We start from the raw sequence: 26,405 nt of genomic DNA, 5'->3' as shown, positions 1-26,405 counted from the left end.
ACGCAACTTGCAACTGATATGCTTTCGATTGAACGCCGAGTCAGGTCAGGAGTATCGCAATGCGCGTCTTGTTGATAGAGGATGACGTAATGATCGGGCAAGTCGTGCAGGATGCGCTGCGCGATGCCTCCTATGCAGCCGACTGGGTCGTTGATGGCGAGCAAGCGCTTAACGCAATGGATTGCCAGCAATATGACATCGTGTTGCTCGATCTCGGCCTGCCACGCATGAGTGGCGTGGAACTGCTCCGGGAGGTGCGCTCGCGTGGCAATGCGATACCGGTGCTGGTCCTGACCGCGCGCGATGCGCTCGACGACCGGGTAGCGGGCCTCGACGCCGGTGCCGATGACTATCTGGTCAAGCCATTCGAGATGGCCGAGATGTTTGCGAGAATGCGTGCCGTGTGGCGCCGCAAGGGCGGCATGGCGTCATCCGTTTTGCGCAATGGAGCGCTCTCACTTGACCTGAGCAACCGGCAGGCACAACTTGCGGACGATGCGCCGGTGCTTCTCACCAGCCGCGAATTCTCGTTGCTGCAGGCATTGATGACGCGTCCGGGTGCCATCCTGTCGCGCTCGGAGCTTGAAGAAAGAATCTACGGCTGGGGCGAGGAAGTCGAAAGCAATGCGGTGGAATTTCTCATTCACGCGCTTCGCAAGAAACTCGGAACGGCCACAATCAGGAATGTCAGGGGGGTCGGATGGCTGGTGCCAAAGGAAGATTGACCGGGTCGATCCAGGCCCGCCTGTCACTGTGGCTGTCGCTCGCCATTCTGGCAGTTGCCGTGGTGGGAGGCGTGGTCTCCTTCGCGACCGCTTTTGACGAAGCCATCGAACTTCAGGATGACCTGCTGCGGCAGGTTGCCATCTTGTTCGATGTCGAGCACTTGCCTGCTCCCCGGATGGCTGAACTTGGCAAGTTGCCGGGCATCGATGAAGAAGCGCGCGTCATCGTCGAGTACGCGGGGCCGGAAGCCGGCGGCCAGATGGCGGCACGCCCGGGCAAATCTCTTGGCGTGCCAGCCGGCGTGACCGACGGCATTCACTCGCTGACCCTCAATGCCGAACCGTTCCGTGTTCTCGTCAGAACGCTTCCCAATGGCGGGCGCGTGCTGGTTGCGCAAGAGACAGGCATGCGCGACGAGATTGCGCATGACAGCGCGTTGCGCACCGTGCTGCCGTTCCTGATCCTGGTGCCCTTGCTCTTGCTGATTGTTGCCGATCTCATTCGGAAGCTGTTCAGGCCAATGGGGGAACTGGCCGCGGAGATCAACCAGCGCCAGGAGCAGGACCTTGAACCGCTGCGTAACGAGCATCTCCCGGCTGAAGTGCGACCGTTCGTGCTTGCCATCAACCGCCTGCTTGCGCGCGTGTCGCAATCGATGGAGGTACAACGACAATTCATTGCCAACGCGGCGCATGAACTTCGCTCGCCAATGACCGCGCTTTCGCTGCAGGCCGAGCGGCTTGCCCAGGCGGATATGTCGCAGGAAGCGCGCACAAGGCTGGCACCATTGCGCCAAGGCATCGAGCGCGGCCGCCACCTGCTGGAGCAATTGCTAAGCCTTGCCCGCGTCCAGTCATCACCCTCGCAGTCGACGGCTGCAATATCCGTTCTACAGGTATTCCGTCGTGTGATCGAAGACTTGATGCCCTTGGCGGATGCGCGCCATACAGATGTTGGCGTCCTGTCGCATGTGGATGTGCAAATCGAAGTGGATGAGGTTGAACTGTTCACGCTGGTCCGCAACCTGGTGGACAACGCCATCCGATACTCACCCGAAGGTGGCGCTATCGATCTGTCGGTTTATGTGGAAGACGACCAGATTGTCTTGACCTGCGTTGACTCGGGGCCCGGCATCTCCCCCGACGAACGCGCAAAGGTTCTCACCCCTTTCTATCGGACACCGGGCACGGGTTCGCGCGGGTCGGGCCTCGGACTTTCCATTGTCAATACAATCGCGGGCCGACATGACGCCGAGATCCGGATCGATCATGCCGATCCAGGCGGATCTACAGGGACCCGGATCTCGATACGGTTCCCGCGCACGCTGGCGGAAAGCTAAAGCCTCAAAGTTTAAGTATCTGTTTACATGGCATGGCTAATGGGCTAGCATCCGACCCTGTTAATAATAAGCATTCTCACTAATTGCTTGGTGCTTGCGTCCTCCTGCCGACTTTTAGTGAATAAAAAGCTTTCAGAGCCACTTCTCTCTCCGTCTCAGTTCCACATGCTTTCCCCTCAACAATCGCGCATGCGAGTGATCGCCTATGCATGCGCCGCGTATTGCGCCGGCGTCGCTCTTCCCTCCATCTCGTACGCACAGTCCAACGCGGAATCGGTTGCCAAGTCCGCGGACACAACCCTGCCGACTGCCGTAGTGTCGGCGGACTCGCCGATGCAAACGAAGTCGCTGCCGTCGTACAAGTTCGTCGCGCCGCTGCTCGATACCCCGCGGTCGGTGACGGTCATCCCGGAAGAGGTCATCAAGCAAACCAACGCCACCACGCTCGCGGATGCGTTGAAGACAGTACCTGGTGTGACGTTCCTGGGCGGCGATGCTGCCGCCAATCCGTCCGCGGATCGCCCCGTCATTCGTGGCTTTGAATCGCGGAACTCGATTTTCGTTGACGGCATGCGCGACTCCGGCGTGCAGAACCGGGAAACGTTTGCGGTCGAGCAGATCAGCGTCATCAAGGGACCAGACTCGGTGTATGCCGGTCGCGGCGCCGTGGGCGGCAGCATCGACATCGTGACCAAGATGCCGCGCCTCGACGACTTCACGAACGCCAGCCTCGGACTCGGTACCGAATCCTACAAGCGTGCCACGGTCGACATGAATCGCCGCATCAACGACGAGACCGCGGTACGACTGAACGTCATGGGTTACGACGCCAACCAGGCGGGCCGCAACAATGTCTACAGCAAGCGCTGGGGCGTGTCGCCGTCGGTTGCGTTTGGCCTGAATACACCGACGACGGTGTACGTCAGCTATTACCACCTGAACTCCTATGACATGCCCGACTTCAGCGTGCCATTCCGGTCAACGGGGGGTACGCCTGGCGCCAACAGCGGCATTGAGCGCTCGCAGTTCTACGGCCTGAACAATCGCGACTACCGCCGCGGGCAAACCGACACCGGCGAGATCCGCGTCGAACACAAGCTGACCGAAGACTGGAAGTTGCGCAACACCACGATGTTCGGGCGCTCCACGCTCGACTACGTGGCCACCAATCCCCAGTTCCTGAATGCCACCTCGAACATCCTGCAATTGCAGGCCAAGAGCGGCAAGTACGCGACGAACAGTGTTTCGAACCAGACCGAGATTTCCGGCAAGACCACGTTGCTGGGCATGCAGCACACGCTGACGGCCGGCCTTGAGTTCAGCTGGGAGCGCAGCCTTTACGAGGGCTATCTGGTCAGCGACAGCGCCGGCAACAACATCCGCACGGGCGGCCCGTGCACCGTGGCCTACAACTGCACGGCAGTCGGTGCCTGGAATTCGGATGCACCGTGGACCGGCAACATCCTGCTCAATGGTGACAAGGGATTCCCGGGGGCGCCAACGCACACTCATACCAACACCGCATCGGCGTACCTCTTCGACAGTATCAAGCTCAGTGATCGCTGGCTGTTCAATGCCGGCACGCGCTTTGACCGCTTCGACGTATCGGCCACGCAAGCAGGCGCATCCGACCTAAACAATACGTCGAACCTGTTCAGCTACCAGTTGGGCCTGGTATTCAAGCCGGTGCAGACGGTCAGCCTCTACGCGTCGTACGGCACGTCGGCCAATCCGCCCGGCGCCAACAGCGGGCTGGGCGGTGGCACGGACCAGATCACTGCGACCAACCAGAACCTGTCGCCGGAACGTAGCCGCAATATCGAGGTTGGCGCAAAGTGGGACGTGCTCGATCGTCGCCTGTCGCTCACATCGGCACTGTTCCAGACCGACAAGACAAATGCCCGGGTGAGCGATGGCCTGGGCGGCACGGTGAACGCCGGCAGCCAGCGCGTACGCGGCACCGAGCTGGGCGTGGCAGGCAATATCACCAACAAGTGGCGCGTATTCGGCGGTTATTCGTATCTCGATGCGATCACCACCGACGGCGGACCGGCCAATGCCTCCGCGTCGGGTCTGCCAATGGTGATGGTGCCCAAGCACAACCTGACGCTGTGGACGTACTACGACGTGCTGCCGCAACTGTCGATTGGTGGCGGCGCGACGTTCTCCAGCCTGACCTATGCATCGGTCTCGGCGACCACGCGCAAATGGACGCCAGGCTATGCACGCTTCGATGCCGTGGCCACCTATCGCCTGAACAAGACGATGGACCTGCAACTGAACGTGCAGAACATCTTCGACAAGAAGTACTACTCGTCCGCCTACCCCATCTATGCAACCTGGGCACCGGGACGTTCGGCAGTGATGACGTTGAACATCCACATGTAGTCCACAGGCATGCAATATCAAACGGCGCATTCATTGCGCCGTTTTTTTTGGCTTCACCTTCGGCACCGCCGCACAGCGCACCGGGGTCAAAAATCAGGTGTCAAAAATGAGACGCGCACACACAAACCGCACAAACAGGCTGCAATCTTTAACGATAATGCTTATCATTTAGCGGAATCACGCCATCGGCCTAGTTTCTCCAATCTTCGTCGTGCCCCCATTGCCAGACAACCAGACCCTGCTGCTGACGCTGGTCCGACACTATGAGGACCTGGTCGATCACGTACGCCGCCGTTTTTCCGGGCGTTCGTTCGCTCGCGACGTGGTGCATGATCTTTGCCTGCAGTTGCTGGAGCGCCCGGGTCGCACCACGGCTCGACAGCCGCTTGCGCTGTTGCGGCGCGCATCGCTGTATCGAGCCATCGACCGGCAACGTACGGAGGCGGGCCACGCCGGCATCGCCGCGAAAGTCGAAGCGCTTTATACCGAAGCCGCCTGCACGATAGAACCACAAGAACAACTTCACTGGCGGCAGCAGTTCGATCTCATCCGACGCGCCATCGAGGATTTGCCGCCCAGGTGTCAGCAGGTTTTCCTGCTGCATCGGGTCCACGACATGCCTCAGTCGGACATCGCCGCAGCATTGGGCATCTCGAGAAACATGGTTGCCCGACACGTCATGCGCGCAATGTTCACCCTACGCCCTTTGCTGGAGTCGGGACCCGTTCAGGGCCCTGATAACGCGACCTGTACCCCGTCGACTCCGGAGCCTGTGTATGCCGCAGATGAAAAGACGTACTGATCCGCGCGGGCCGCACGCAGCGCCAGCAGACCCATTGGCGCCGTTCAAGGACGCACTCAGCGGCCATTTTCCGAGCAAGGATGAGTTGCTCAAGCAGGCGCGCGCGGAAAATGACCGCCGTCGACGGCGCGCGCTGGCAACCGCGGTCGCGGCGACATGCGTTCTGACTGCAACGCTCTGGACCGTGGATCCGGTCTGGCAATCGTCCCGCGTTGCGACGCGTATCGGCGAACGGACCACATGGACGCTGCGCGACGGCTCGACAATCGACCTCAATACCAATTCCGTCGCAGTGGTGGAGAACCATTTGCGTAGCCAGCGCGTGGTGCTGGAACACGGAGAAGCCCGTTTCACGGTATCGCACGGGTGGCGCAAGTTCATTGTGAAAGCTGGCGACACGACGGTACTGGACATTGGTACGGTGTTCAATGTGCGCCACCGGCCTGACGACCCGGCGCGCCTCGTAGACGTTGTGGTGCTTGATGGAGAGGTCGCCGTGTCAACCACCAGCGCTCCCGATCCGCTCCCATTGCTGGCAGGTCGCGCGATCGAGGTCGGCCCGGGCGGCGCCATGGCCGAGCGCACCGCAACGCCGGACATTGCCGCATGGGCCGACGGCCGGCTCGTACTGGACGGAACGCCGCTGCGCCAGTTGGTTGCCGAACTGCAGCGCTACAGGACGGCGCCGATTCGGATCCGCGACGACGATACCGGTGCACTGCGCCTGTCGGGTGATTTCGATATCAATCGCATCGAGTCTCTCATTGACACCCTGCCTGCCATGCTTCCCGTAGCCGTGACACGACTCCCCGACGGAACGGTCACGATTTCCAGGCGGTAATCCGTAGCGCGCGATTAATTTGTAACAGACATCAACACAACCGCTACCACCTTCGCCAACCCCTGAGCTACCCACGTTGGGAGCGTCAAACAATAAGCAATACAGGGGAAATCGTGATTTCAAGTATCTTCGGCGCCCGGAATATCGGGCGTGGCAGCCGCACACTCAAAATCGTGGCGGCAGCTTCCATGGCGGTTGTTTCGATCCATGCCATCGCGCAAAACCAGTCTTACGACCTCAATATTCCGGCGCAACCATTGGATCAGGCGCTGCGCGCGCTGGCGCGCCAATCGGGCGCCCAGATCGTCTTCGCAACCGACGTGACAAGGCAGCGCCAGGCGCCGGCCGTGAGCGGCAAGCTTTCTGTTGCGGACGCTCTGGACAAGCTGCTGGCAGGCACTGGCATGGCCGCTCGCAATATGGGCGGGCAATCGTTTGCGATTGGCGCACCGGAGCCCGCGTCGAGCCCGGCTCCTGCCACCAAAGGCCCGGAAACGACACTACCAACCGTGGAAGTCCAGGGCAGCCGCCCATCGCTCTTCACCAGCGCCGGCATCAACATGGGTGCGCTCGGTGAGCGCCAGCCCGAAGAGGTACCGTTTTCCGTTCAGTCCTACAACGCCGAACTGATGAACAACCAGGACGCACGGACGTTGATGGATGTCCTGAAGAATGATCCGTCGATCCAGGACGCGACGCAGGCAGGCGCATATGAAACGGTGCGGATCCGTGGCTTCTTCGTGGACTGGACCAATACTATTCGCCGTGACGGCATGTCCGTTGCGCCCTACTACGAAATTCCGCTTGAGAACATCGAGCAGGTCGACGTGCTCAAGGGGCCTTCCGGCTTCCTCTACGGCATCAACTCTCCCGGCGGCACGATCAACTACGTGATCAAGCGTCCAACGCGTGACCGCTTTGCCAGCATAAAGACCGCTATCCGGGACCATGACGGCTACTACGCCAGCGTGGATCTTGGCGGCCCGCTTGCCGATGGCCGTTTCGGCTACCGTCTGAATGTCGCCGGCGAAAAACTCGGCGACTTCGGCCACAACGGAGACACCTCGCGCGCATTCATCGCGGGCGCGTTTGATTGGGCCATCACGCCGCAAGCCCTGCTGCAACTGAACTTCGACTACCAGAACCGGAAAATCGCGGCGCAGCCCGCCATCGGCCCCTACCCCGATGGCACGCTGCCGTCGCCGGTCAACCCCCGCATCCTGCTTGGACAGCGGTGGCTGCAGTACGAGACCAAGACGTACAACATCGGCGCCGACTTCAACTACCGCTTCAATGAGAACTGGAAAGTCACCAGTCGCGTGGCCCAATCGTACAACGCGCGTGTCGCCGCGTTTCCCGATATCTATAACGTCGCACCGAACGGCAACATCCTGTCAGGCGACATCTACCTGAACCCTGACCAGAATTTCCGGGTGCTGTCCACCGATACCTACGTTACCGGCAAGTTCAGCACCGGGCCGATCGGGCACCAGTTGGTTGCGGGCTTCTCCACACGCAACTTCCAGGCCGTGGAATCCGGCTTCACGGTCCTGGACACAACCGTTGGGAACATCTACCAACCGGTCTATTCACCAGCGCCAGGCAATCTGACGTTTCCGAAGCACAATGTCTCCAGGAACTACCAGCCAAGCATCTTCGTGAGCGACGTGGTCTCGCTCACGCCGAAATGGGATGTTCTGCTCGGCCTGCGCCATATCCGCTACAAGAACGACAGCATGCCGGCATCCGGTAACAACACCGAGCAGCGCGCAAGCGTCAATGCTCCATCCTTTGCGCTAACGTTCAAGCCGCTGCCGAGCCTGTCGACCTATGTCAGCTATGCGGAAGGATTCGAACAACCGGGGCCGGCCGGATACGACACCAACAACGCAGGCGAAAACCTGCCACCGCTCAAGACCAAACAGTACGAGTTTGGTGTCAAATCGCGCATCCATGACAACCTGCTGCTGACCGGCGCAATTTTCCGTCTTGAGAAAACGCTCCAGTACGTCAACAGCGATCACTTCACGGTCCAGGGTGGCGTCCAGCGTCACCAAGGCCTGGAGCTGACGGCAAATGGCAGAATTGGCAGCGCACTGTCGATCGTCACCGGCCTCGCTTTCCTGCATACCGACGCCGACAACCCGGGAGATCCGTCTGTCGCCGGCAAGCGCATCGCGGACGTACCCAACTTCCAGGCCAGCACTTACCTTGACTACCGGATCGCCGCATTGCCCGGCCTGAGCGTGAATGGCGGCGTGTACTACGTAGGCCGTCGTGCGCTGAACGCGCAGAACACAAGCTGGATGGCTGGATACACACGGTTCGATGCCGGCGCACGCTACACGACAAGGCTTGCCAGCTATCGCACCACGTGCGCGCTGACCATCCAGAACCTGACAGACAAGCGCTACTGGGCAGCGGGCGATCCGAGCATCAACGGCGCGTGGCCCGGCCGGCCGCGCACAGTCTGGCTGTCGGCGCAGTTCGACATGTAGTCGGCCGCTTCATTTCGGCCGGCAAGGAATAGCCGCAAGGAATAGCCGCAAGGAATAGCCGGACACATTTCCGCGCGTGAGTGCATCAATGTGTGCCAAATGCGCCACTCCCCTCGTTCTTCTTGTTAGCCTCGCTTCTCATCCATGACGAGCGAGCTTTCCTTGTTTGTCACTTGACAACCCGATTGAACATCCATATCGTGGGAGGCCTGATGGGTCGCGCAAGACATCCGAAGAAAGAGGTCGAGGCCGCAGTGCAACACGCGGAACAGGAGTTCTGGCGTTGCCAGACCGGTGGCTCTCATGCCTGGGGCAAGCTCTATTGCCCCTACCACTGCGCCATCTGCCGATGCGGGGAATTCTGTGTGGTATCGGTCTGGAGCACGCCTCGCAACCCGGTTTCGCACGCGCGCTTCCTGCGTCGTGTCGTTGACCACTGCATGATCCATCTAAGCCGTAAAGCGCCCCCTGGTGTCTCGCATTGACAGGACAACATGGAATATACGTTCACTCTCAAGTATCAGTTGCCGGCGTCGGACAGCGACATCGATGATGTCGTCGAGCGGCTTGGCGCCAGCGGTTGTGACGACGCGCTGGTTGGCATCGGGCTGCCGGGCCGCGTGGCGCTGATGTTCGGTCGCGAATCCGGTTCCGCGCACGAGGCCATCGTCAGCGCCCTGGTCGATGTGCGCCGCGCCGTCCCGGATGCGACGCTTATCGAGGCAACGCCGGATTTTGTCGGATTGACCGATGTCGCCGAGGTTGTCGGCGTATCGCGGCAAAACATGCGCAAGCTGATGACCACGCATCCCGCGTCGTTTCCGGCGCCCGTGCACGAAGGCGCCGCATCGGTGTGGCATCTGGCCGACGTGTTGCGCTGGCTGGCCGAGCGCGGCAGCTATGCCGTGGAACCTTCGCTTATTGATGTCGCCGAGACCACGATGCAGGTCAACCTTGCCCGGGGAGCCAAGCGGATCGCACCGGAGATCGGGCCGCAACTGGCGCAACTGGTGGGGTGATGCCGGCCAACCCGGGCGCACCCCCTTTTGGCCGACGCGGAAGTGGCCTATCCTCTGTCGCACAACCTACACATTGACTCGACGGGTGCGGGTGCCCGTGACCACAACCATGGAAAAGACTGCATTCGTATTCGCCGGCGGTGGCAGTTTGGGCGCCATCGAGGTCGGCATGCTCAGGGAGCTTGTGAGTTGGGGCGTGGCGCCGGACATGGTGATTGGCGCTTCCGCTGGTGCCATCAATGGCGCCTACTTTGCATGCAATCCGCACGCGGATGGCATGGCCAAGCTGGAATCGCTGTGGCGCAGCATTACACGCGCCGAAGTCCTGCCGTGGTCGTGGCGCAGCATGCTCGGCATGATTATGGGTAACCGCGGGCATCTGGTGGAGTCGCGCGGGCTCAAGCAGTTGCTGAGCCGTCATTTCGGCGAAGCACGCGTCGAAGATGCCGCGTTGCCGCTGCATGTGGTGGCCACCGACATGCACACTGGCGCCGAGGTCGTACTGTCCTCGGGCAGTCTGGTCAGCGCCGTGCTGGCCAGCGCGGCGATTCCGGGCGTCTTTCCACCCGTGGAAATGGACGGCCGCAAGCTGATCGATGGCGGCGTGGCCAACAACACGCCGGTCTCCACCGCGGTAAGGCTTGGTGCCACGCGCATCATCGTGTTGCCCGCCGGCTTTGCCTGTGCCGAACGGCGGCCACCGCGCGGGGCGATGGAACACGCCTTCAATGCATTGTCGCTGCTGGTGGCGCGGCAACTGGTGCATGATCTCGAGCGCTGGGGGGACCGCGCCCATATCGCGGTAGTGCCGCCGCTTTGTCCGCTCGACATCTCTCCGTACGACTACAGCCAGTGTGGCGTACTGATCGATCGTGCAGCAGCGGCCACGGTTGCGTGGCTGCGTGCCGACGGGCTGTCCAGCCGACGCGTGCCCGGTGCGCTGACACCGCACGAGCATGATGCCGAGAATCCAAGTTGTAGTGCCGACATCGGACTACCACCGGGGGGCGCCTCCCACGCCCATCACGGACACGACCATTCCTCGCATGGCGGCGTCCACTGATACCTGCATCGCGTTGCCAGGCAAACGTGACTGGGTCCGGCGCGACGCGTCCGCGCGCCGCATGGAGCGTATCGAGGCCTACTTCGGTGGTCATGGCTACGACATGCACCGGCATGACACCTACGCGATCGGCCGGACGCTGTCTGGGGTACAGAGTTTCGCGTATCGACGCAGTACAACCCACAGCACTCCCGGCGGCACCATCGTGCTGCACCCGGACGAGCCCCACGACGGACATGCCGGCACCGATGCCGGATTTCATTACCGGATGGTCTATATCGAGCCGTCGCTGATCCAGCAAGTGCTCGGTGGCAAGCCACTGCCGTTTATCACCGGAGGCCGCTCCGACGACCCGCGCCTGTTTGTCGCGTCCGAAACCCTGCTGCAGGCGATGGATCTCGTGATCGATCCTCTCGAGGCACAAGACGCCATCTTCGATCTCGCGCATGCCCTGGCCGACGCGGCGGGCGTTCCACGCGGGCGCCAATCGATCGACTATCGTGCCGCGGAGATTGCCAGGGCCTGCCTGCTCGATAACCTCGAACACGCTATCACACTGGAAGACCTGGAACTGGCCAGCGGCCGCGACCGGTGGAGTCTTTCGCGCGACTTCCGGGTGCTGTATGGCACCAGTCCGCATCGCTACCGGATCATGCGCCGACTGGACATGGTGCGGCGCCTGGCAGCGGCCGGGCAATCGCTGGCAGATGCGGCAGCCTGGGCCGGCTTCACCGACCAGAGCCACATGACGCGCCATTTCACGCGCGCGTTCGGCCATTCGCCTGGACGTTGGCTGCGTACGCTGCGCGGCACCGCTACCTAAGGTTGCACGATCGTACAAGACGATTCGGGCCAGTACGCGCAGACTCCAGTTCCGTGCCATCCCCATATGCAAGGAGCCCGTCATGAGCGCATCTCAGATCACCGCCGCCCCCACCTATCGTTCGGTTAACTTTGCCGAGAAGCTGAATCTGTTCACCGACCAGTGGCAACCGCGCGTGATTGCTGAAATGAACGACTACCAGTTCAAGATCGTTCGCATCGAAGGTGACTTCCTGTGGCACCAGCATGCCGACACGGACGAGACGTTTGTCGTGTTGCACGGCCAGTTGCGCATCGATTTCCGCGACGGCCACGTGCTGGTCAACGCCGGCGAAATGTATGTCGTACCTAAGGGTGTCGAGCACAAGCCTTATGCACTTGAGGAAGTCCATATGCTGCTGATCGAGCCACGCGGCGTGGTGAATACTGGCGACCAGGACGGCGACCGCACGGCACGGAACGATGTCTGGATCTAACACCGCCTGTGGAAGGCTGCGCGATGTTGGCAATTGGCCAACACCTTCTGGTTGTGTGTTGGCCTTTTGACGCTTGTAAACACGGCTTCTCCGGCAATAAGTGGCGGTAACAGCCCGCTATCCGCCATTTTCATGGTGGCATGTTCTCTGCAAATAGACGTATCGAGAGCGGCGCGCATGGTCATTCCCGACCCAGAGCCAATCGCTCGATTGGAGAACCGCCATGCTGATCCCACCACGATTGCGGCCCGGCGTCACAGCCCCGCCCCACCCCGGCCATTCACGCATCATTCGCCACCGCATTCGTGGCTTCGTGCTATTGCTGCGTGTGCTGCTGCTCTGCTTCAACACCGCGGCGCACGCGGACAAGGCCTTGCCAGTCGCCCCCGCGCAAAAACCGGCATCGAACTTCCTGGAAGCCGTCGCAACCGACTACGCGCACAGCCAGCTGTTCAATACCGTTGAAGGTCTTGCGCCGGTGCGCGAACCACGTGCAGTGCGCGACGACTCGCCCCCGGCACCGCCACAAGCGCCCGGGCCCATCAACGTCATGACCCCGGCACAGGGCAATCTACGGCGAGTGAATGCGCAGTGACCTGACGGGTGCGCGGTGCAGACTTTACATGCACCTGCGCAACGCTTGCATGCGCCAATAACCGACTTGTGCGCCGCAACCCAAGGCGGTACAACGCCTGGCCGGCGCGGTACGAAAATTGCCCTGATTCCTGAATTGCCAGCAACATCGCGCGCATGTCTTTCAGCACCGCGCATGGCAAACCTGCAACCTTCAGGACATCAGGAGCGCAACATGGGCAATTTCCACACCGAGCGCTACCGCCGGGACAACCCCTGGCGAGCCAATGACAGTCGCCGCGACGACGATGACGACGATCGCGGCTCACGCTGGATGGATCAGGAAGACTGGCAGCCCGAATCTTCCGGCGATAGCTGGGACGAAGCTCGGCGCCGGCAGAGGCTGGCGCCGGGCCAACTGAGCGACGGCGGGCCTGTTCCGTCCGGCTACCGTGACGAACGGCACCAGGAACGCCATCACGGCAGCGATCTGCGCTACGGTCTCAATGGCGGATATGGCGCTTCGGCCGAAGCCGACGAAGACTGGCGCGCACGACAGCAATACCAGAGTCGCCAATATGCGAGCGAGTATGACGACTATGGTGACCTCGGCTCCAATGACGACCATCGCTGGCGTCAGGGCAGGAGTTCCCACACTTCAGGCCGAGGCAATCGCGGCTTCGGCAACGCCGATCAGGCCTGGTTGCGCGAAGCAGAACGGCGTGAGGCGCAGTACAGGCCCAATACCTATTTCAACGACCTGCGTAGCGATACCCGCTACTGGACCGAACCGCGCGATGAGTGGGGTGACAGGCGCGATGAAAGCCGCTCGCCTCACTATGCGCAAAGCTACGGGCGCGACTATCTGGGTTCGCGCGGCTACGACGAGGAACTTGGCTATGCACCATCGCGCCGCTGGTCATCGTCGGACACCGCGTGGCGCGACGATGACCACCGCGACGATTACCGTGGCGAGCATGGCGAAGAGCATGGCATGCTCTACAACCTGGGGCATCGTATTGGTCAGGCCGTTAGCGACTGGTTTGGTCCCGATGCCGTGGAACGGCGCGCGGGTCCACGCGGTTATACGCGCACCGACGAACGTATCCGCGACGAGATCTGCGAGCGGCTGACGTTTGCCGCGGGCGTCGATGTGCACGAAGTCACGGTCGACGTGGACGCGGGCAAGGTCACGCTGGGTGGCACGGTACGGATGCGCAGCCAGAAGTACGATATCGAGGATATCGCCGACAACACCTTTGGCGTGACCGACGTGGAGAACAACATTCGCGTACAGCGCCAGGAGGTGAATGACGCCGTCAGTGGCGCGGGCGGCTTTAATGGCTCGTAGCAACCACGGCTCGTAGCACCGGGCCAACCTGCAATTGCGTTAGTGCACGACTTTGGCGCCCGCCTTCGAGCGGGCGCCGGGTCATCAGGCTGCCAGCCTGAAAACGCTGACCGTCTGTTCCATCCGTTCGGCCTGCTCCTGCAGTGCCTGCGCTGCGGCAGCAGCTTCTTCCACGAGCGCGGCATTCTGCTGCGTGACCTGATCCATTTGCGTGACCGCCTGGTTCACCTGGGCAATGCCGCTGCTTTGTTCATGCGAAGCACGGCTGATCTCATCCATTACCGTAGTGACGCGATGCACGGCATTCACCACGTCGTCGATCGTCGACGCCGCTTCCGTTGCCAATGCCGTGCCGCTGGCAACCCGATCCGCCGACTGTGAAATCAGCACGCGGATCTCCTTGGCGGAATTCGCCGCTCGCTGCGCCAGCGTGCGCACTTCACCAGCCACCACGGCAAAGCCACGTCCCAGTTCACCGGCGCGCGCAGCCTCTACCGCGGCGTTCAGGGCAAGGATATTGGTCTGGAATGCAATGCTGTCGATCACGGCAATGATGTCGACGATGCGGCGCGAGTCGGACTCGATCTCGCTCATGGTGTCGCGCATGCGCACCACCGTCTTGCCACCCACCACTGCAATGTTTGCCGCATCTGTCGCGAGCGTGCTGGCCTCGGCTGCGTTGCCGGCATTCTGCTGCACGATCGACGTGAGTTCCTCCATGCTTGCCGCGGTCTGCTCCAGCGAAGACGCCTGCTCCTCGGTTCGCTGCGACAAATCGGCATTGCCCTGAGCGATCTGACCCGCCGCCACCAGCACGTTCTGCGCGCTGTCTTTGGTATCGCCGATAATGCCGCGCCATGCCTGTACCAATGCCATCAGGTGACGCTTGACGTCGCTGAGTTCGTCGCGGCCGTGCGCGTCGATATGCACGCCAAGGTCGCCGCCATTGATGCGTTCGACAAGATCCGCCACGTCCCACACATCTTCGCGCATGCCGCGACTAAACCCGGCAAACAGGTACAGCGCGCCGCCCACGGTGACGAGCGCGACCACAACCAGCAGCAGCAACTGACGCTCGGCATTGGCAACGCGTTGGTCGAGCATGGCCGCGGCCATGGCTGTGAACTCGCGGTTGACCGACGATACCGCTTCGATCGCCGCGGTACCGTCCGCAAAATATGCCTTGGCATCGATGATAATGCCGCTCGATCCGAGCATGCTGACCTTGAGCGTGCGGTAGAAATTGTCCATCGCACCAAGTTGCTTTGTGGCGGCGTCTACCCGGTCCTTGTAGGCCGGCGCACCGTGCACGACACGCGCCATGTCACGGCGAACGGCTTCCAGCCCGTCCTGGATCTGCTCGGCCAGCGCGGCAAGGTCGGCCTGCTGCGCGGCATCCGAGAACCCGCCCTGCGCAATGATGCCAGCCCCGCGGCCACGCGCCAGCGCGCCCAGTTCGGCAAGCTTTGGCATCGGGCCCACCATCAGGTTGATCAGGTAGTAGGAGCCGGCTTCCGGGTCGAGCGCCAGCGACGAATGATCGGCCACGTCGCCAATAAACAGCCGCGTTTGCTTGACCAGCGCCGTGTGCCGGTCGAACAGCGGCGCAGCGGGTGTATCAAGCCCAAGCTTGCGGATCTGCTGCCACGCTTCGTCGAGCTTCTTCGCGTCTGGCACCACATCGAACGATGTCACGGCGGCAGACTCGGACAGCAGCGTCGACAGATGCTGCGCCGCCTTGCCATCTGCGCTCTCGAAAGTCGGTTTGAAGCTGGCATTGCCAAGCAGCAGTCCATTGGCCGCGCCGCGCCGTACCTGCGTCTCGCGCATGAAGTCCAGCGCCAGCGATACCAGCCTGAGTCCGCGCGTTTCGTCTTGCGTGTCGCGGATCGATTGCACCGACTGGTTCAGCACTGCGAACAGCGCACCGCACAGCGGGATCAGGAACAACATGGACAACAGGACCAGCTTGCGCGTGATGGTCAAACGGGCCATCAACCGTACTGCGGGAGTCAAAAAAGCGGCCACGATGTTCCTTGTTTCGATGGATCTCATTGCCCGCTGTAACGGCGTCAATCCAACGAAATAAAGCCATTCTTGCCGCTATTTCCCGCTATTTTTGATGTGGCACAAATGCAGTGCGACGCGCGCACACTGCAGGTGCCATTCGCACAAAAACGGCGCGTACGAGCTGCACTTTCTTGCAGCCGCGCGCGCCGCCTGTCCGATCACCGAAGGCGTGCAACTATGCGGTGGCGCCACCATCCACGCCGATGGTCTGCCCCGAGATATAGCGTCCCGCCGGCGATGCCAGCAACACCGCAACACCGGCCACATCGACGGCTTCGGCAATGCGTCGCATCGGGATGGCTGCGGAGAGTGCCTTCTCGCGTTCGGGATCGCCCCACAGCGCATCGCGCGAGAAATCGGTACGCACCGGGCCCGGATTGATGCTGTTGACATTGATGTTGTACGGTCCGAGCGTTTGCGCAAGATTGCGCATGGCCAGGTCGGTGGCACCCTTGGAGATGCTGTACAGCGCCAGCCTGGCAGAACCGCGCCGGGCCGCAATGCTGGACATGAAGATGATGGAACCGTCCTGCCGCGCGATCATCTGCGGCGCCAGCGCATTGACGAGCACGAGGTTGCCGCGCACATTGCCGGCCATTACGTCGTCGAACTCCTCGGGCCCCTGTTCCAGCATCGATCCGGCCACGCCACTGCCTGCGGCGTTCAGCACCAGTGCATCCACGCGGCCGTACTTCGCCAGCACCTGTTCGGCAAAGGCCCGCACGCTATCGATACTGACAATGTCGCAGGCAATGCCCGCGGCATCGATGCCCTGTTCGCGCAAGCCGGCAGCCACCTTCTCCGATACCGCCGCATCGCGGCCCGATACCACTACCGTGGCGCCGGACTGCCCTAGTGCGCGCGCCATTTCCAGGCCCATGCCTTTGGTGGAACCGGTAACCACCGCGACGCGGCCGGACAGATCGAACAGTTTGAACATGACAGGTTCTCCTTGGAGATGAAGGGATTTCAACGGGTGCCTTCGCCAGATTTATTTGGATGACGAACGACATCTATTGAATAAAGTATGGTCGTCATCTAAACTCCGGTCAAGCTGGATTTTCGAAACATTGCAGCAGGAGGTTCCAGATGGCACGCGCATCACGGGCAGTCGCCGATCAGCATAGGACAGCGATTGAGGAAGCGTCGGCACGGCTGTTTCGCCAACATGGGCTGCACGGCGTTTCCGTGGCGCAGGTCATGGCTGATGCCGGGCTCACGCACGGTGGCTTCTATGGCCACTTTGCATCGAAAGACGAACTGGTTGCCGTGGCCTGTGCAAAGGCATTCGCCGATTCCAACGCGCGCTGGAGAAAGATCGCGGCCAGTGCGGGTGGCGATCGCGCCACTGCGCGCCGTCGACTCGTGGAGCCCTACCTCAGTACCGCACATCGCGATGCGGCCGGACACGGCTGCCCTGCATCGGCACTGGCCGTTGACGTGGCGCGCGAGCCAAGCGACAAACCCGTGCACCAGGCCTATCTGGATGGCGTCAAGCAATTGCTGGCGACCTGGAAGACCACCGCGCCGGATAGCGCCGCCCCGCAGGACGTGGACCGCTCCGCCCTGCTGGAACTGGCCACGCTGGTCGGAGCCGTCACGCTGGCGCGCGCTACGGCGGGCGACCCCATCTCCGACGAGATTCTCGAAGCGGCGCGCTCGCTCCTGCTCGATATTGCCCCGGCATCCATGTGATGCGCCGGCATTGGACGCTTAACCCCACCCGCACCACCCACAACACACGACACTAACTAGCCCCAGGGAAACCCATGTTCGCGCAAGCCCTATCCAGCCGGCTGGACCGGCGCGGCGTCCACTACGCGTGGATCGTCGCAGCCATTACGTTCTGCGTAATGTTGACCACTTCCGCGGCGCTCGGCCTGCCCGGCGCATTCCTGAAGCCACTGACCGCCGAAATGGGCTGGAGCACCGACCAGGTATCGTCAATCCTGGCCTTTCGCTTTGCACTGTTCGGGTTGATGGCGCCGTTCTCGGCGATCCTGATGGAGCGGTTCGGCGTTCGTAACGTGGTATGTGCGGCGCTGGCCCTGATCTCAGGAGGCATGGCGCTGGCGACGGTCTCGACCCAACTATGGCAGTTGTTCCTGGCCTGGGGCCTGATGCTCGGCGTCGGTTCGGGCCTGACCGCCATGGTGCTGGCCGCGCTGGTGGCCAACCGCTGGTTCACCGCACGGCGCGGCCTGGTCATCGGCGTGCTGACCGCCAGCTCCGCCACCGGCCAACTGGCGTTCCTGCCGGTGGCCGCCTGGCTGATCGAGCATATGGGCTGGCGCGTGGCGGTGTTTCCGGTGCTGGCCGCGTGCGGTGTGCTGGCCATGGTGGTGTTCGGCTTCATGCGCAACCGGCCCGCCGATGTGGGACTGGCGGCGTTCGGTGAAGTACCGGGCGCCGTGACTGCCGCGCCCGCACCCGCCGCGCCACTATCGTGGCGAGGACCGTTCGTGGTGCTGCGCGACGCCGCGCGTTCCCAGACGTTCTGGATCCTGGCCGGTACATTCTTTATCTGCGGCTTGTCCACCAATGGCCTGATCCAGACCCACTTCATTGCATTGTGCGCGGACTTCGGCATGTCGGCCGTGCCTGCCGCATCGGCGCTGGCGATGATGGGCGCGTTCGACTTTGTCGGCACCATCATGTCCGGCTGGCTGTCGGATCGCTATGACAGCCGCAAACTGCTGTTCTGGTACTACGCGCTGCGCGGGCTCTCGCTGTTCTGGCTGCCGCACTCGGAATTCACGCTCTACGGCCTGTCGGTATTTGCCATGTTCTATGGCCTGGACTGGATCGCAACGGTGCCGCCCACCATCAAGCTTGCCGGCAGCACGTTCGGCCGCGAGCGCGCGCCAATGGTATTCGGCTGGATCTTCGCCGCACACCAGATCGGCGCTGCCGCGGCTGCCTTTGGCGCGGGATTGTCGCGTACGCTCTGGCTGACTTATTCGCCTGCGCTCTATGTCGCGGGCAGCGCTTGCCTCGTGGCCGCGCTGCTGGCATTGATGGCCCGGCAGAAATCACCTCAAGCCACGCCGTCCCCCCAGCAGCCAGCCCAGGCTTGACCAACGCTCAGCGTTCGCGGCACTCGTCGACGAACGCGTCGATCAGTGCGGCAGCCGATGCGCGCTTGAGCGCCGACTGCCGCACCAGCACCCCGATCTCGCGGTATAACGGCATGCCCGGCATCGGCACCTCCGTGATGTTCGGGGTCTGCCGCCATGGCACCAGTGCCGATGGGATGATGGCGCAGCCAAGCCCTTCGCTCACCATCTGCAGGATCACCGCAGGCTCGTCGAGTTCCATGCCCTCGCGCACCCACAGACGGTGACGCTTCAGATACCGGTCCAGCAACTGGCCACCGGTCGAATGACGGTTGTAGCGAATGAAGGGCACCGTCTCCAGCAATGTCTTCAAGTCTCCTGGCGACCCAACGGGCGCCACCGCGACAAAGCGCTCCTTGATCAGCGGCACCCACTTGAGTTCGGGAGGAATTCCCAGCCGCGGCTTGACCAGCACCGCAATGTCGAGTTCGCGCGCGTCGACCTGCGTCAGCAATTGCGTGGACATGCCCGGGATGATGTTCACGTGGGTATCGGGGTGTGCCACGCGAAAACGTTGCATTGCCCGCGGTAGCAGGCTTGCCTGCACGGTGGAGACGGCACCAAGATCGAGCGGCGCCATGTCGCGCTGCGAGCGCGCACCCTTCATCGCGTCATAGAGCGCAACGATCCGCGTGGCATCGACCAGCATCTGCCGACCCTCTTCGCTCAATGCCACCGATTTCCCCGAACGGTCGAACAACGAGCAGCCGAGGTCCTCTTCCAGCCTGCGGATCTGGGTGCTGACGGCCGATTGCGTCAGGCCGAGCCGTGCGCCGGCCGCCGAGAACGAACTGGTCTCGGCGGCGGTAAGGAAGGTCTTGAAGTAGCGGATCAAGGTCGGATAAAGATCGAATCAACGTCAATCAAGGTCAGAAAACGAACCATTCGAGCATCTAAAATTTCGATACTCAGACAAAAAATCATTCGTTTCATATTACGAGTTTTGCTGATTACAATCAAACACGCACTTCCATAAAGACCTTTACAGAGCCCCACGCCATGAGCGCCATTCCCTTGTTTCACCTTGCTTTCCCGGTCCACGACCTTGCCACCGCGCGCCAGTTCTACGGCGAATTGCTCGGTTGCCCCGAGGGCCGCAGTTCCGATGCCTGGATCGACTTCAATTTCTATGGTCACCAAGTGGTGGCGCACCTGTCGCCGGACGAATGCGGGCACCGTGCCACCAGCGCCGTCGATGGCGACGATGTGCCCGTCAGGCATTTCGGCGCGATCCTGCCGATGGATGAATGGGAACGTCTGGCCGACAAACTGCGCGGCGCCGGTACGCAGTTCGTGATCGAACCGCACGTGCGTTTCAAGGGCCAGGTCGGCGAACAGGCCACCATGTTTTTCCTGGACCCATCGGGCAATGCGCTTGAATTCAAGGCATTCGGCGACCTGAGCCAGGTTTTCGCGAAGTAGATCGGCGAAGTCATTCCCACTTTCTGGACAACAAGGCACACCATGACCGATTTCGTGATCCAACCCGCGCCGCAGGCCAGCGTGGCAGTTGTCGGCAGCGAAGCCCGCTTTCCGATCCGCCGCGTGTTCTGCGTGGGCCGCAACTACGCCGCACATGCGCGCGAGATGGGCAAGGACCCCGACCGCGAGCCGCCGTTTTTCTTCACCAAGCCGGCTGACGCGGTAGTACCTGCAAACGGCGCCGTGCCCTATCCTCCCCTGACCGAAAACCTGCACCACGAAATCGAGCTCGTGGTGGCCATCGGCAAGCCCGGCACGAACGTCAGTCCGGAGAAGGCGCTGGACCTGGTCTGGGGCTATGGCGTTGGCGTCGACCTGACACGTCGCGACCTGCAAGACGTGGCCAAGAAGATGAGCCGCCCCTGGGACTGGTCGAAATCGTTCGATGCCTCGGGCCCTTGCGGTCCGCTTCAACCGGTATCGGCAATCGGCCATCCGTCCGCCGGTTCGATCTGGCTCAAGGTCAACGGCGAAACCCGCCAGCAAGGCGACCTGACCGAACTGATCTGGCCGGTGGCCGATGTCATCGCGTATATCTCCGAGGCCGTAACGCTGCAACCGGGCGACCTGATCTTCACGGGCACGCCAGCCGGCGTGGGAGCTTTGAACGCTGGTGACGTGGTGACGGGCGGCGTCGACGGTATCGGCGAGATCGCTTTTACCATCGGCAAGCGCTAAATCGTCACATGTGAATGGCAATGCGGCATTGCGGCCAACGCGGTCGCAATGCCGTTTCTCTTTTTAATTCAATAATTTAGGATCGACTCTCGGGCGTTTAGATCAAAACCTCCACCATGTACATCGAAATTTCTCCAAATTCCCCTTGCCTATCTATCTAGTAGTAGATAATATTCGAGCCATGGACGACGCACTGCAGCAGCAAGCAAACGAAGCAGCGCCAAGTCCAAGCATCACAAGGTTGTTTGTCAGTACCGGGAGGCGGTCTTTTTTTTAGCACCAATCATCTACCTACCAGTAGATAGCAACAGGAAAAAGACCCCTGAAACGCAGCACAGACATTGGCCCAGCGATACATCAAAGAGATCGCCCGGCCTCGAGCAAGGAGAGCATCATGAACGCCAAGACCATCCTCACCGCCGCAGCCCTCGCAGCCGCTTTTGTCACGGGCGCCGCACAAGCAGCCCCTGCCGCCCAGAAGGCCGGTGAAGTCTACGGTTACAGCTACCGAGTGACCGACCAGCGCAACGCCTTTACCGACGGTGCACGCCAGGGCAAGTTCGACGCCTTCAGCGAAGGTGCACGTGTCGGCAAGGCCGACCCGTACACGGACGGTGCCAAGCTTGGCAAGGCTGATCCGTACACCGACGGTGCACGTATCGTTGCGGGCCTCGACCGCACCGGTGTGTCGGCCAGCCCGGCCCGCAAGGTCGATCCGTACCTCGATGGCGCCAAGGTTGGCAAGTTCGACCCGTACACCGACGGCGCCAAGGCTGCTCCGTTCGACCCGTACAGCGGCGGCGCCCACACGGTTGCCGGCCTTGACCGCACCGGCGTGTCCGCCGAACCGTCGCGCAGCTTTGACGTGTACACCGACGGCGCCAACGCCTGAGGCCACAAGACGGTTGCAGCCCGCCACCGTGGCGGACTGCAACCTGAACAGACACCTGGAGTTTCATCATGACCTTGCGTGACACAGCCCTGATCCTGGGCGGCTGGGTGGTGCTCTGCGTAACCAGCGGAGCAGTCCTCCAGCTTGTTGCGCAGTCGCTCTCCGTATAAGCGGACCAGCGACCAACCCGGAGGGTCCTCGGCCATGACGCCGCGGACAGTTGCCATGAAAACGCATACCGTACGAGATCAACTGCTTGAGCACGCCTCCGTGCTGATCCGGCAACGGGGCTACAACGGTTTCAGCTACCGGGACCTCGCCGAACTGGTGGGAGTGAAGACCTCAAGCATTCACTACTATTTCCCGGCCAAGGACGATCTGGTGCTGGAGGTTGTGAGGTTGTACCGCGAACGCTCGCAGGCACGCCTCGCTGCCATCGATAGCAGCTCGCCGCTATCGGAACAGGCGCAGCGATACATTGGGCCGTTGCGCAATGACATCGAACTGAACCAGATCTGTCTGGCCGGCATGTTGTCAGCCGAAGTACTGGCCCTGCCCGATGCGATCCGCACCATGCTGCAGGCGCATTTCCAGATGCACGAATCGTGGATCGGCAACCTGCTGCGCCGTGCCGAGGTCGAGCGTGGCCAACCTTATCCGGTGCCGCCGCCGGCACTGGCCAAGGTGCTGTATGGCGCGATCCAGAACGGCATCATCACGGCGCGCATGTCGGGTTCGAGCGATCGGCTCGATGCTGCGGCCGACATGCTGCTCGGCGCCGTGGGGGGCACGCTATGTGTGACCCCGGAACCCGAGGCCGTTGCGGCCTAGCTTTTGCGGCGCCTGGCTCAGGCGCCCGACGTCCGCCGTCCTGCTCTCCCGACGGACGTCCTTGTTTTCTCCGACGCCGGGATTTTCCCGGCGGTTTTTTTTGGTGTCGCGGTCTGTCTGGCCCTGGGCTTCCCAGTCGCCACGGGCTTCCCAATTTCCACCCAGGCCGGAGCATGATCGCTGGCCCGTTCCTCTCCCCGCACCCACTTGTCGACACCCGCGTCGTGCATCTGCAAATCGGGACTCAGCAGCAGATGATCGATACGTAGGCCCGAATTGGTCTGCCAGTGCTGTCGGAAATAGTCCCAGAACGTGTAGATCCGCTCGTCGGGATAACGTGCGCGTAGCGCGTCGGTCCATCCCTGTTCCAGCAGACGCCGATAGCATTCACGGCTTTCCGGTTGCAGCAGCGCATCCTTGAGCCATGAGCGCGTGTTGTAGATGTCCTCGTCGGTGGGCACGACATTGAAGTCTCCGGCAATCACCACCGGATGACCGCTGTCGAGCAGCCCCTGCGCATGCTGAATCAGCCGCTCGAACCATGCGAGCTTGTAGTCGAACTTGGGACCCGGTTGCGGATTGCCATTGGGCAGGTACAGACAGGCAATCAGCACGCCCTCGACCGCCGCTTCCAGATAGCGGCTCTGCAGGTCTTCCTCGCCGCCCGGCAGGCCGCGCCGGACTTCCACCGGATCGGCGCCCCTGGCCAGTATCGCCACACCGTTCCAGGACTTCTGGCCATGCCAGATCGCACCATAACCCGCCGCACGGATCTCATCGATCGGAAAGCCCTCGTCCACCGTCTTCAGCTCCTGCAGGCAGGCCACGTCTGGAGCTTCCCGTTCCAGCCAACCCAGCAATGCCGCCAGCCGTGTGCGGACACCGTTGATATTGAAGGTGGCGATCTTGAGTGAAGCCATTTGCTGTCCTCCTCCAAAGAATGCCCTTCATCTTAGATTGCGGCGCGCAGGTTTCCTGCCAGGCCCGGATAACTGTATATTTATACAGTCCTGCGAAATTCCCAGCCCTTTGCGTCTTGCCCGTCACCTCGAACCCTTCTGATCCGCCTCGTTATACCGTTGCCGTTCGCACGCTGTGCGAGTTCACGGCCAAGGCGGGCGACCTCGACCTGCGCTTTACGCCGTCTCCCACCGGTCAGGAAGGAATGGCAGGCCACAGCCTGGCAACGAGCCGGCGTGGCTCGGGTTATGAAACCGAAGTCTCCGTGTCGGGCGATTTCGAAGGTCTGCACGTGCGTGGCCGGGCCGATGGCTACGATCCGGTGGCCAACCGGGTCGAGGAAATCAAGACCGTGCGCGGCGAGAAGGTGGAGATTCCGCAGAACCACCAGGCCCTGCATTGGGCGCAGGCCAAGATCTATGGCTGGTTGCTGTGCCAAGCGCGCAACCTGGCGAAGATCGATGTCGCATTGGTCTACTTCGATATCGTCAGCCAGCGCGAGCGCATGCTGAAAGAACGCTTCGACGCGTCGGAGCTTCGCGCGTTCTTCGAAGACAGTTGCCGCCGCTTCAAGGCATGGGCAGAACAGGAAGTCGCACATCGCGCGCACCGAGACGCCGGCCTGCAGGCGCTGCAGTTTCCGCATGGCACGTTCCGCGAAGGGCAGCGCCTGCTGGCGGAGTCGGTCTACAAGGCCAACGCCACATCGCGCACGCTGCTGGCGCAAGCGCCAACCGGCATCGGCAAATCGGTAGGTACGGTATTCCCCACGCTCAAGGCCATGCCGACCCAGCGCATCGAAAAGCTGTTCTTTCTCTCGGCGCGTTCCACGGGCCGCGCGGTGGCTTTGCATGCGACCGAGCAACTACGCGGCAATGCCGACGGTGCACCGCTACGCGTGCTCGAACTGCTGGCACGCGACAAAGTCTGCGAACACCCCGAGCTAGCCTGCCACGGTGAATCCTGCCCGCTGGCGCAAGGCTTCTACGATCGCCTGCCGGCCGCGCGCGACGCTGCAAGCCGCGCGCCGCTACTCGATCGCAACACCACGCGCGATATCGCCCGCACGCACCGGATCTGCCCCTATTACCTGGCGCAGGAAATGATCCGCTGGAGCGATATGGTCGTGGCCGACTACAACTACTATTTCGATCGCAGCGCGATGCTGCATGCGCTGACCAGCCTGAACGAATGGCGCGTCAGCGTACTGGTCGACGAAGCCCACAACCTCGTGGAGCGCGGCCGCGCGATGTACTCGGCCACGCTTGACCACGCAGCGTTCCGCGCCGTGCGGCAGTCAGCGCCCGGCGTGCTGAAACGGCCCATGGACCGCGTCTATCGCCAATGGAATGCACTGGCCAAATCGAGCGATGCCCCGTACGAGATCCAAGACCAGGAACCGGCCGCCTTTGTGGAAGCGCTGGTGCAGTTATGCAGCGCGATCATCGACGACATGAGCGAGCATCCGCAGCGGCACGACGCCACGCTGGAACGCTTCTATTTCGATGCCATGCATTTCCTGCGCCTGGCCGAGCAGATGACAGAGTATGGTGGCAAGCATTCGCTGTTCGATATCACGCGTACACCACGCACGCGGGCCGGAGTGGATGCCGCACTCTGTGTGCGTAACCTGCTGCCGGCACCGTATCTGGCAACACGCTTCGCGGGCGCGCATTCGACCACGCTGTTTTCAGCGACATTGCAGCCGGCCGACTACTATCAAAACCTGCTCGGGTTGCCGGCCAGCACCGTATGTATCGAAGTGCCATCGCCATTCCAGGCAGAACAGCTCGATGTACACGTGGCGCGCCATATATCGACGCGCTATGCGCAGCGACAGCGCTCGCTGCCTGCGATCGTGCAATTGATGGCCGAGCAGTTCGTGCGTCGGCCCGGCAATTACCTGGCCTTCTTCAGCAGCCACGACTACCTGCAGCAGGCCGCCGCGTTGCTGGCCGAACGACATCCCGACATACCGGCGTGGTCGCAGGCACGCGGGATGAACGAGGCCGGGCAAGCGGCGTTTCTCGACATGTTCGCGCCCGGCGGGCAAGGTATCGGCTTTGCGGTCCTGGGTGGTGTGTTCTCGGAAGGAGTGGATCTGCCCGGCGATCGCCTGATCGGTGCCTTCGTGGCAACGCTTGGATTACCGCAGGTGAATCCGGTCAACGAGCAGTTGCGCGAGCGCATGGAAGCGATGTTCGGCCAGGGCTATGACTACGCGTACCTGTACCCGGGCTTGCGCAAGGTGGTGCAGGCAGCCGGCCGCGTGATCCGCACCCAGCAGGACCGCGGCGTGGTCTGGTTGATCGATGACCGCTATGCGCGTGCGGAAGTACGCGAGCTCTTGCCCGCATGGTGGGAAATTTCAGCGAGCTCCCCCGGCTCATTCGGTTCCCCTCTCCCGCCGGGCGGGAGAGGGGTGTGGTGGTCTAATTTCCTCAGACAGGTCGATAGGTGGAAAATCACGATCGACGA

General features: G+C 62.0%; 24 protein-coding genes. 20 read left to right on the top strand and 4 right to left on the bottom strand.

The features are described from left to right. Nucleotides 1-59 precede the first annotated feature (59 nt). From ACO550_RS32475 to ACO550_RS32415, 13 genes are all read left to right on the top strand, one after another. Nucleotides 60-725 (top strand): response regulator, encoded by a 666-nt coding sequence (locus tag ACO550_RS32475; RefSeq protein WP_315595122.1) that lies wholly within the window; start codon nt 60-62, stop codon nt 723-725. Continuing rightward, the gene (locus ACO550_RS32470) at nt 701-2,065 is read left to right on the top strand and encodes an ATP-binding protein (RefSeq protein ID WP_315595123.1); all 1,365 of its coding nucleotides are present in this window, start codon (nt 701-703) and stop codon (nt 2,063-2,065) included. Before ACO550_RS32475 ends, ACO550_RS32470 begins: the two co-directional genes overlap by 25 nt. Nucleotides 2,066-2,230: 165 nt before the next feature. Beyond that, nucleotides 2,231-4,453 carry a TonB-dependent siderophore receptor gene (locus ACO550_RS32465; RefSeq protein WP_315595124.1) on the top strand — a complete coding sequence of 741 codons (2,223 nt, stop codon included), beginning with the start codon at nt 2,231-2,233 and terminating at the stop codon, nt 4,451-4,453. 211 nt (nt 4,454-4,664) lie between these two features. Further along, nucleotides 4,665-5,255, top strand: a complete 591-nt coding sequence (locus ACO550_RS32460; RefSeq protein WP_315595125.1) for a sigma-70 family RNA polymerase sigma factor — start codon at nt 4,665-4,667, stop codon at nt 5,253-5,255. Then, nucleotides 5,239-6,096, top strand: coding sequence for a FecR family protein (locus tag ACO550_RS32455; protein WP_315595126.1), 858 nt, complete (start codon nt 5,239-5,241; stop codon nt 6,094-6,096). The genes ACO550_RS32460 and ACO550_RS32455 overlap by 17 nt, the downstream gene beginning before the upstream one ends. Nucleotides 6,097-6,209: 113 nt before the next feature. Then, nucleotides 6,210-8,594: a TonB-dependent siderophore receptor gene (locus tag ACO550_RS32450; protein WP_315595127.1), complete on the top strand. Its 2,385-nt coding sequence runs from the start codon at nt 6,210-6,212 to the stop codon at nt 8,592-8,594. Nucleotides 8,595-8,806: 212 nt separating this feature from the next. Continuing rightward, nucleotides 8,807-9,079: a hypothetical protein gene (locus tag ACO550_RS32445; RefSeq protein ID WP_315595128.1), complete on the top strand. Its 273-nt coding sequence runs from the start codon at nt 8,807-8,809 to the stop codon at nt 9,077-9,079. Nucleotides 9,080-9,088: 9 nt separating this feature from the next. Continuing rightward, entirely contained in the window at nt 9,089-9,613 is a 525-nt protein-coding gene (locus tag ACO550_RS32440; RefSeq protein ID WP_315595129.1) for a DNA-binding protein, read from the top strand. A gap of 109 nt (nt 9,614-9,722) precedes the next feature. Beyond that, nucleotides 9,723-10,676, top strand: coding sequence for a patatin-like phospholipase family protein (locus ACO550_RS32435; protein WP_315595130.1), 954 nt, complete (start codon nt 9,723-9,725; stop codon nt 10,674-10,676). Further along, a complete protein-coding gene (locus ACO550_RS32430) occupies nt 10,660-11,499 on the top strand; it encodes an AraC family ligand binding domain-containing protein (RefSeq protein ID WP_315595131.1) in 840 nt (279 codons plus the stop codon). Before ACO550_RS32435 ends, ACO550_RS32430 begins: the two co-directional genes overlap by 17 nt. An 82-nt stretch (nt 11,500-11,581) precedes the next feature. Next, nucleotides 11,582-11,974, top strand: a complete 393-nt coding sequence (locus tag ACO550_RS32425; RefSeq protein WP_315595132.1) for a cupin domain-containing protein — start codon at nt 11,582-11,584, stop codon at nt 11,972-11,974. Nucleotides 11,975-12,197: 223 nt separating this feature from the next. Next, nucleotides 12,198-12,569 (top strand): hypothetical protein, encoded by a 372-nt coding sequence (locus ACO550_RS32420; protein ID WP_315595133.1) that lies wholly within the window; start codon nt 12,198-12,200, stop codon nt 12,567-12,569. 213 nt (nt 12,570-12,782) lie between these two features. After that, nucleotides 12,783-13,898 (top strand): BON domain-containing protein, encoded by a 1,116-nt coding sequence (locus ACO550_RS32415; protein WP_315595134.1) that lies wholly within the window; start codon nt 12,783-12,785, stop codon nt 13,896-13,898. An 84-nt stretch (nt 13,899-13,982) separates the two neighbouring features. Here ACO550_RS32415 and ACO550_RS32410 read toward each other — a convergent pair whose 3' ends face one another. Next, entirely contained in the window at nt 13,983-15,893 is a 1,911-nt protein-coding gene (locus ACO550_RS32410; protein WP_315595135.1) for a methyl-accepting chemotaxis protein, read from the bottom strand. Between the two features lie 250 nt (nt 15,894-16,143). Then, entirely contained in the window at nt 16,144-16,908 is a 765-nt protein-coding gene (locus tag ACO550_RS32405; protein ID WP_315595136.1) for an SDR family oxidoreductase, read from the bottom strand. Nucleotides 16,909-17,057: 149 nt separating this feature from the next. On the opposite strand from ACO550_RS32405, the gene ACO550_RS32400 reads away from it, so the two are divergent. After that, nucleotides 17,058-17,663 carry a TetR family transcriptional regulator gene (locus ACO550_RS32400; protein ID WP_315595137.1) on the top strand — a complete coding sequence of 202 codons (606 nt, stop codon included), beginning with the start codon at nt 17,058-17,060 and terminating at the stop codon, nt 17,661-17,663. 74 nt (nt 17,664-17,737) lie between these two features. Then, nucleotides 17,738-19,045 carry an MFS transporter gene (locus ACO550_RS32395; protein WP_315595138.1) on the top strand — a complete coding sequence of 436 codons (1,308 nt, stop codon included), beginning with the start codon at nt 17,738-17,740 and terminating at the stop codon, nt 19,043-19,045. 7 nt (nt 19,046-19,052) lie between these two features. Here ACO550_RS32395 and ACO550_RS32390 read toward each other — a convergent pair whose 3' ends face one another. After that, the gene (locus ACO550_RS32390) at nt 19,053-19,919 is read right to left on the bottom strand and encodes a LysR substrate-binding domain-containing protein (RefSeq protein WP_315595139.1); all 867 of its coding nucleotides are present in this window, start codon (nt 19,917-19,919) and stop codon (nt 19,053-19,055) included. Between the two features lie 164 nt (nt 19,920-20,083). Here ACO550_RS32390 and ACO550_RS32385 point away from each other — a divergent pair, with 164 nt between their 5' ends. From ACO550_RS32385 to ACO550_RS32370, 4 genes are all read left to right on the top strand, one after another. Beyond that, nucleotides 20,084-20,506 (top strand): VOC family protein, encoded by a 423-nt coding sequence (locus ACO550_RS32385; RefSeq protein WP_315595140.1) that lies wholly within the window; start codon nt 20,084-20,086, stop codon nt 20,504-20,506. Nucleotides 20,507-20,548: 42 nt separating this feature from the next. Beyond that, complete coding sequence (locus ACO550_RS32380) at nt 20,549-21,244, top strand: fumarylacetoacetate hydrolase family protein (protein WP_315595141.1); 696 nt, start codon at nt 20,549-20,551, stop codon at nt 21,242-21,244. A gap of 394 nt (nt 21,245-21,638) precedes the next feature. Then, nucleotides 21,639-22,136, top strand: a complete 498-nt coding sequence (locus ACO550_RS32375) for a copper resistance protein CopQ (protein WP_315595142.1) — start codon at nt 21,639-21,641, stop codon at nt 22,134-22,136. Between the two features lie 225 nt (nt 22,137-22,361). Continuing rightward, nucleotides 22,362-22,967: a TetR family transcriptional regulator gene (locus ACO550_RS32370; protein ID WP_315595143.1), complete on the top strand. Its 606-nt coding sequence runs from the start codon at nt 22,362-22,364 to the stop codon at nt 22,965-22,967. A gap of 17 nt (nt 22,968-22,984) precedes the next feature. On the opposite strand, the gene xth is transcribed toward ACO550_RS32370, so the two are convergent. Next, entirely contained in the window at nt 22,985-23,887 is a 903-nt protein-coding gene (xth, locus tag ACO550_RS32365; RefSeq protein WP_315595144.1) for an exodeoxyribonuclease III, read from the bottom strand. Nucleotides 23,888-24,003: 116 nt separating this feature from the next. Between xth and ACO550_RS32360 the strand changes: the two genes are divergently transcribed. Next, a partial coding sequence (locus ACO550_RS32360; protein WP_315595145.1) for an ATP-dependent DNA helicase occupies nt 24,004-26,405 on the top strand: 2,402 nt, incomplete at its 3' end.

Source organism: Cupriavidus sp. (genome assembly GCF_057315035.1).
Note: the sequence above shows the minus strand (reverse complement) of the source record. Positions and strands in the feature narration are given on the sequence as shown.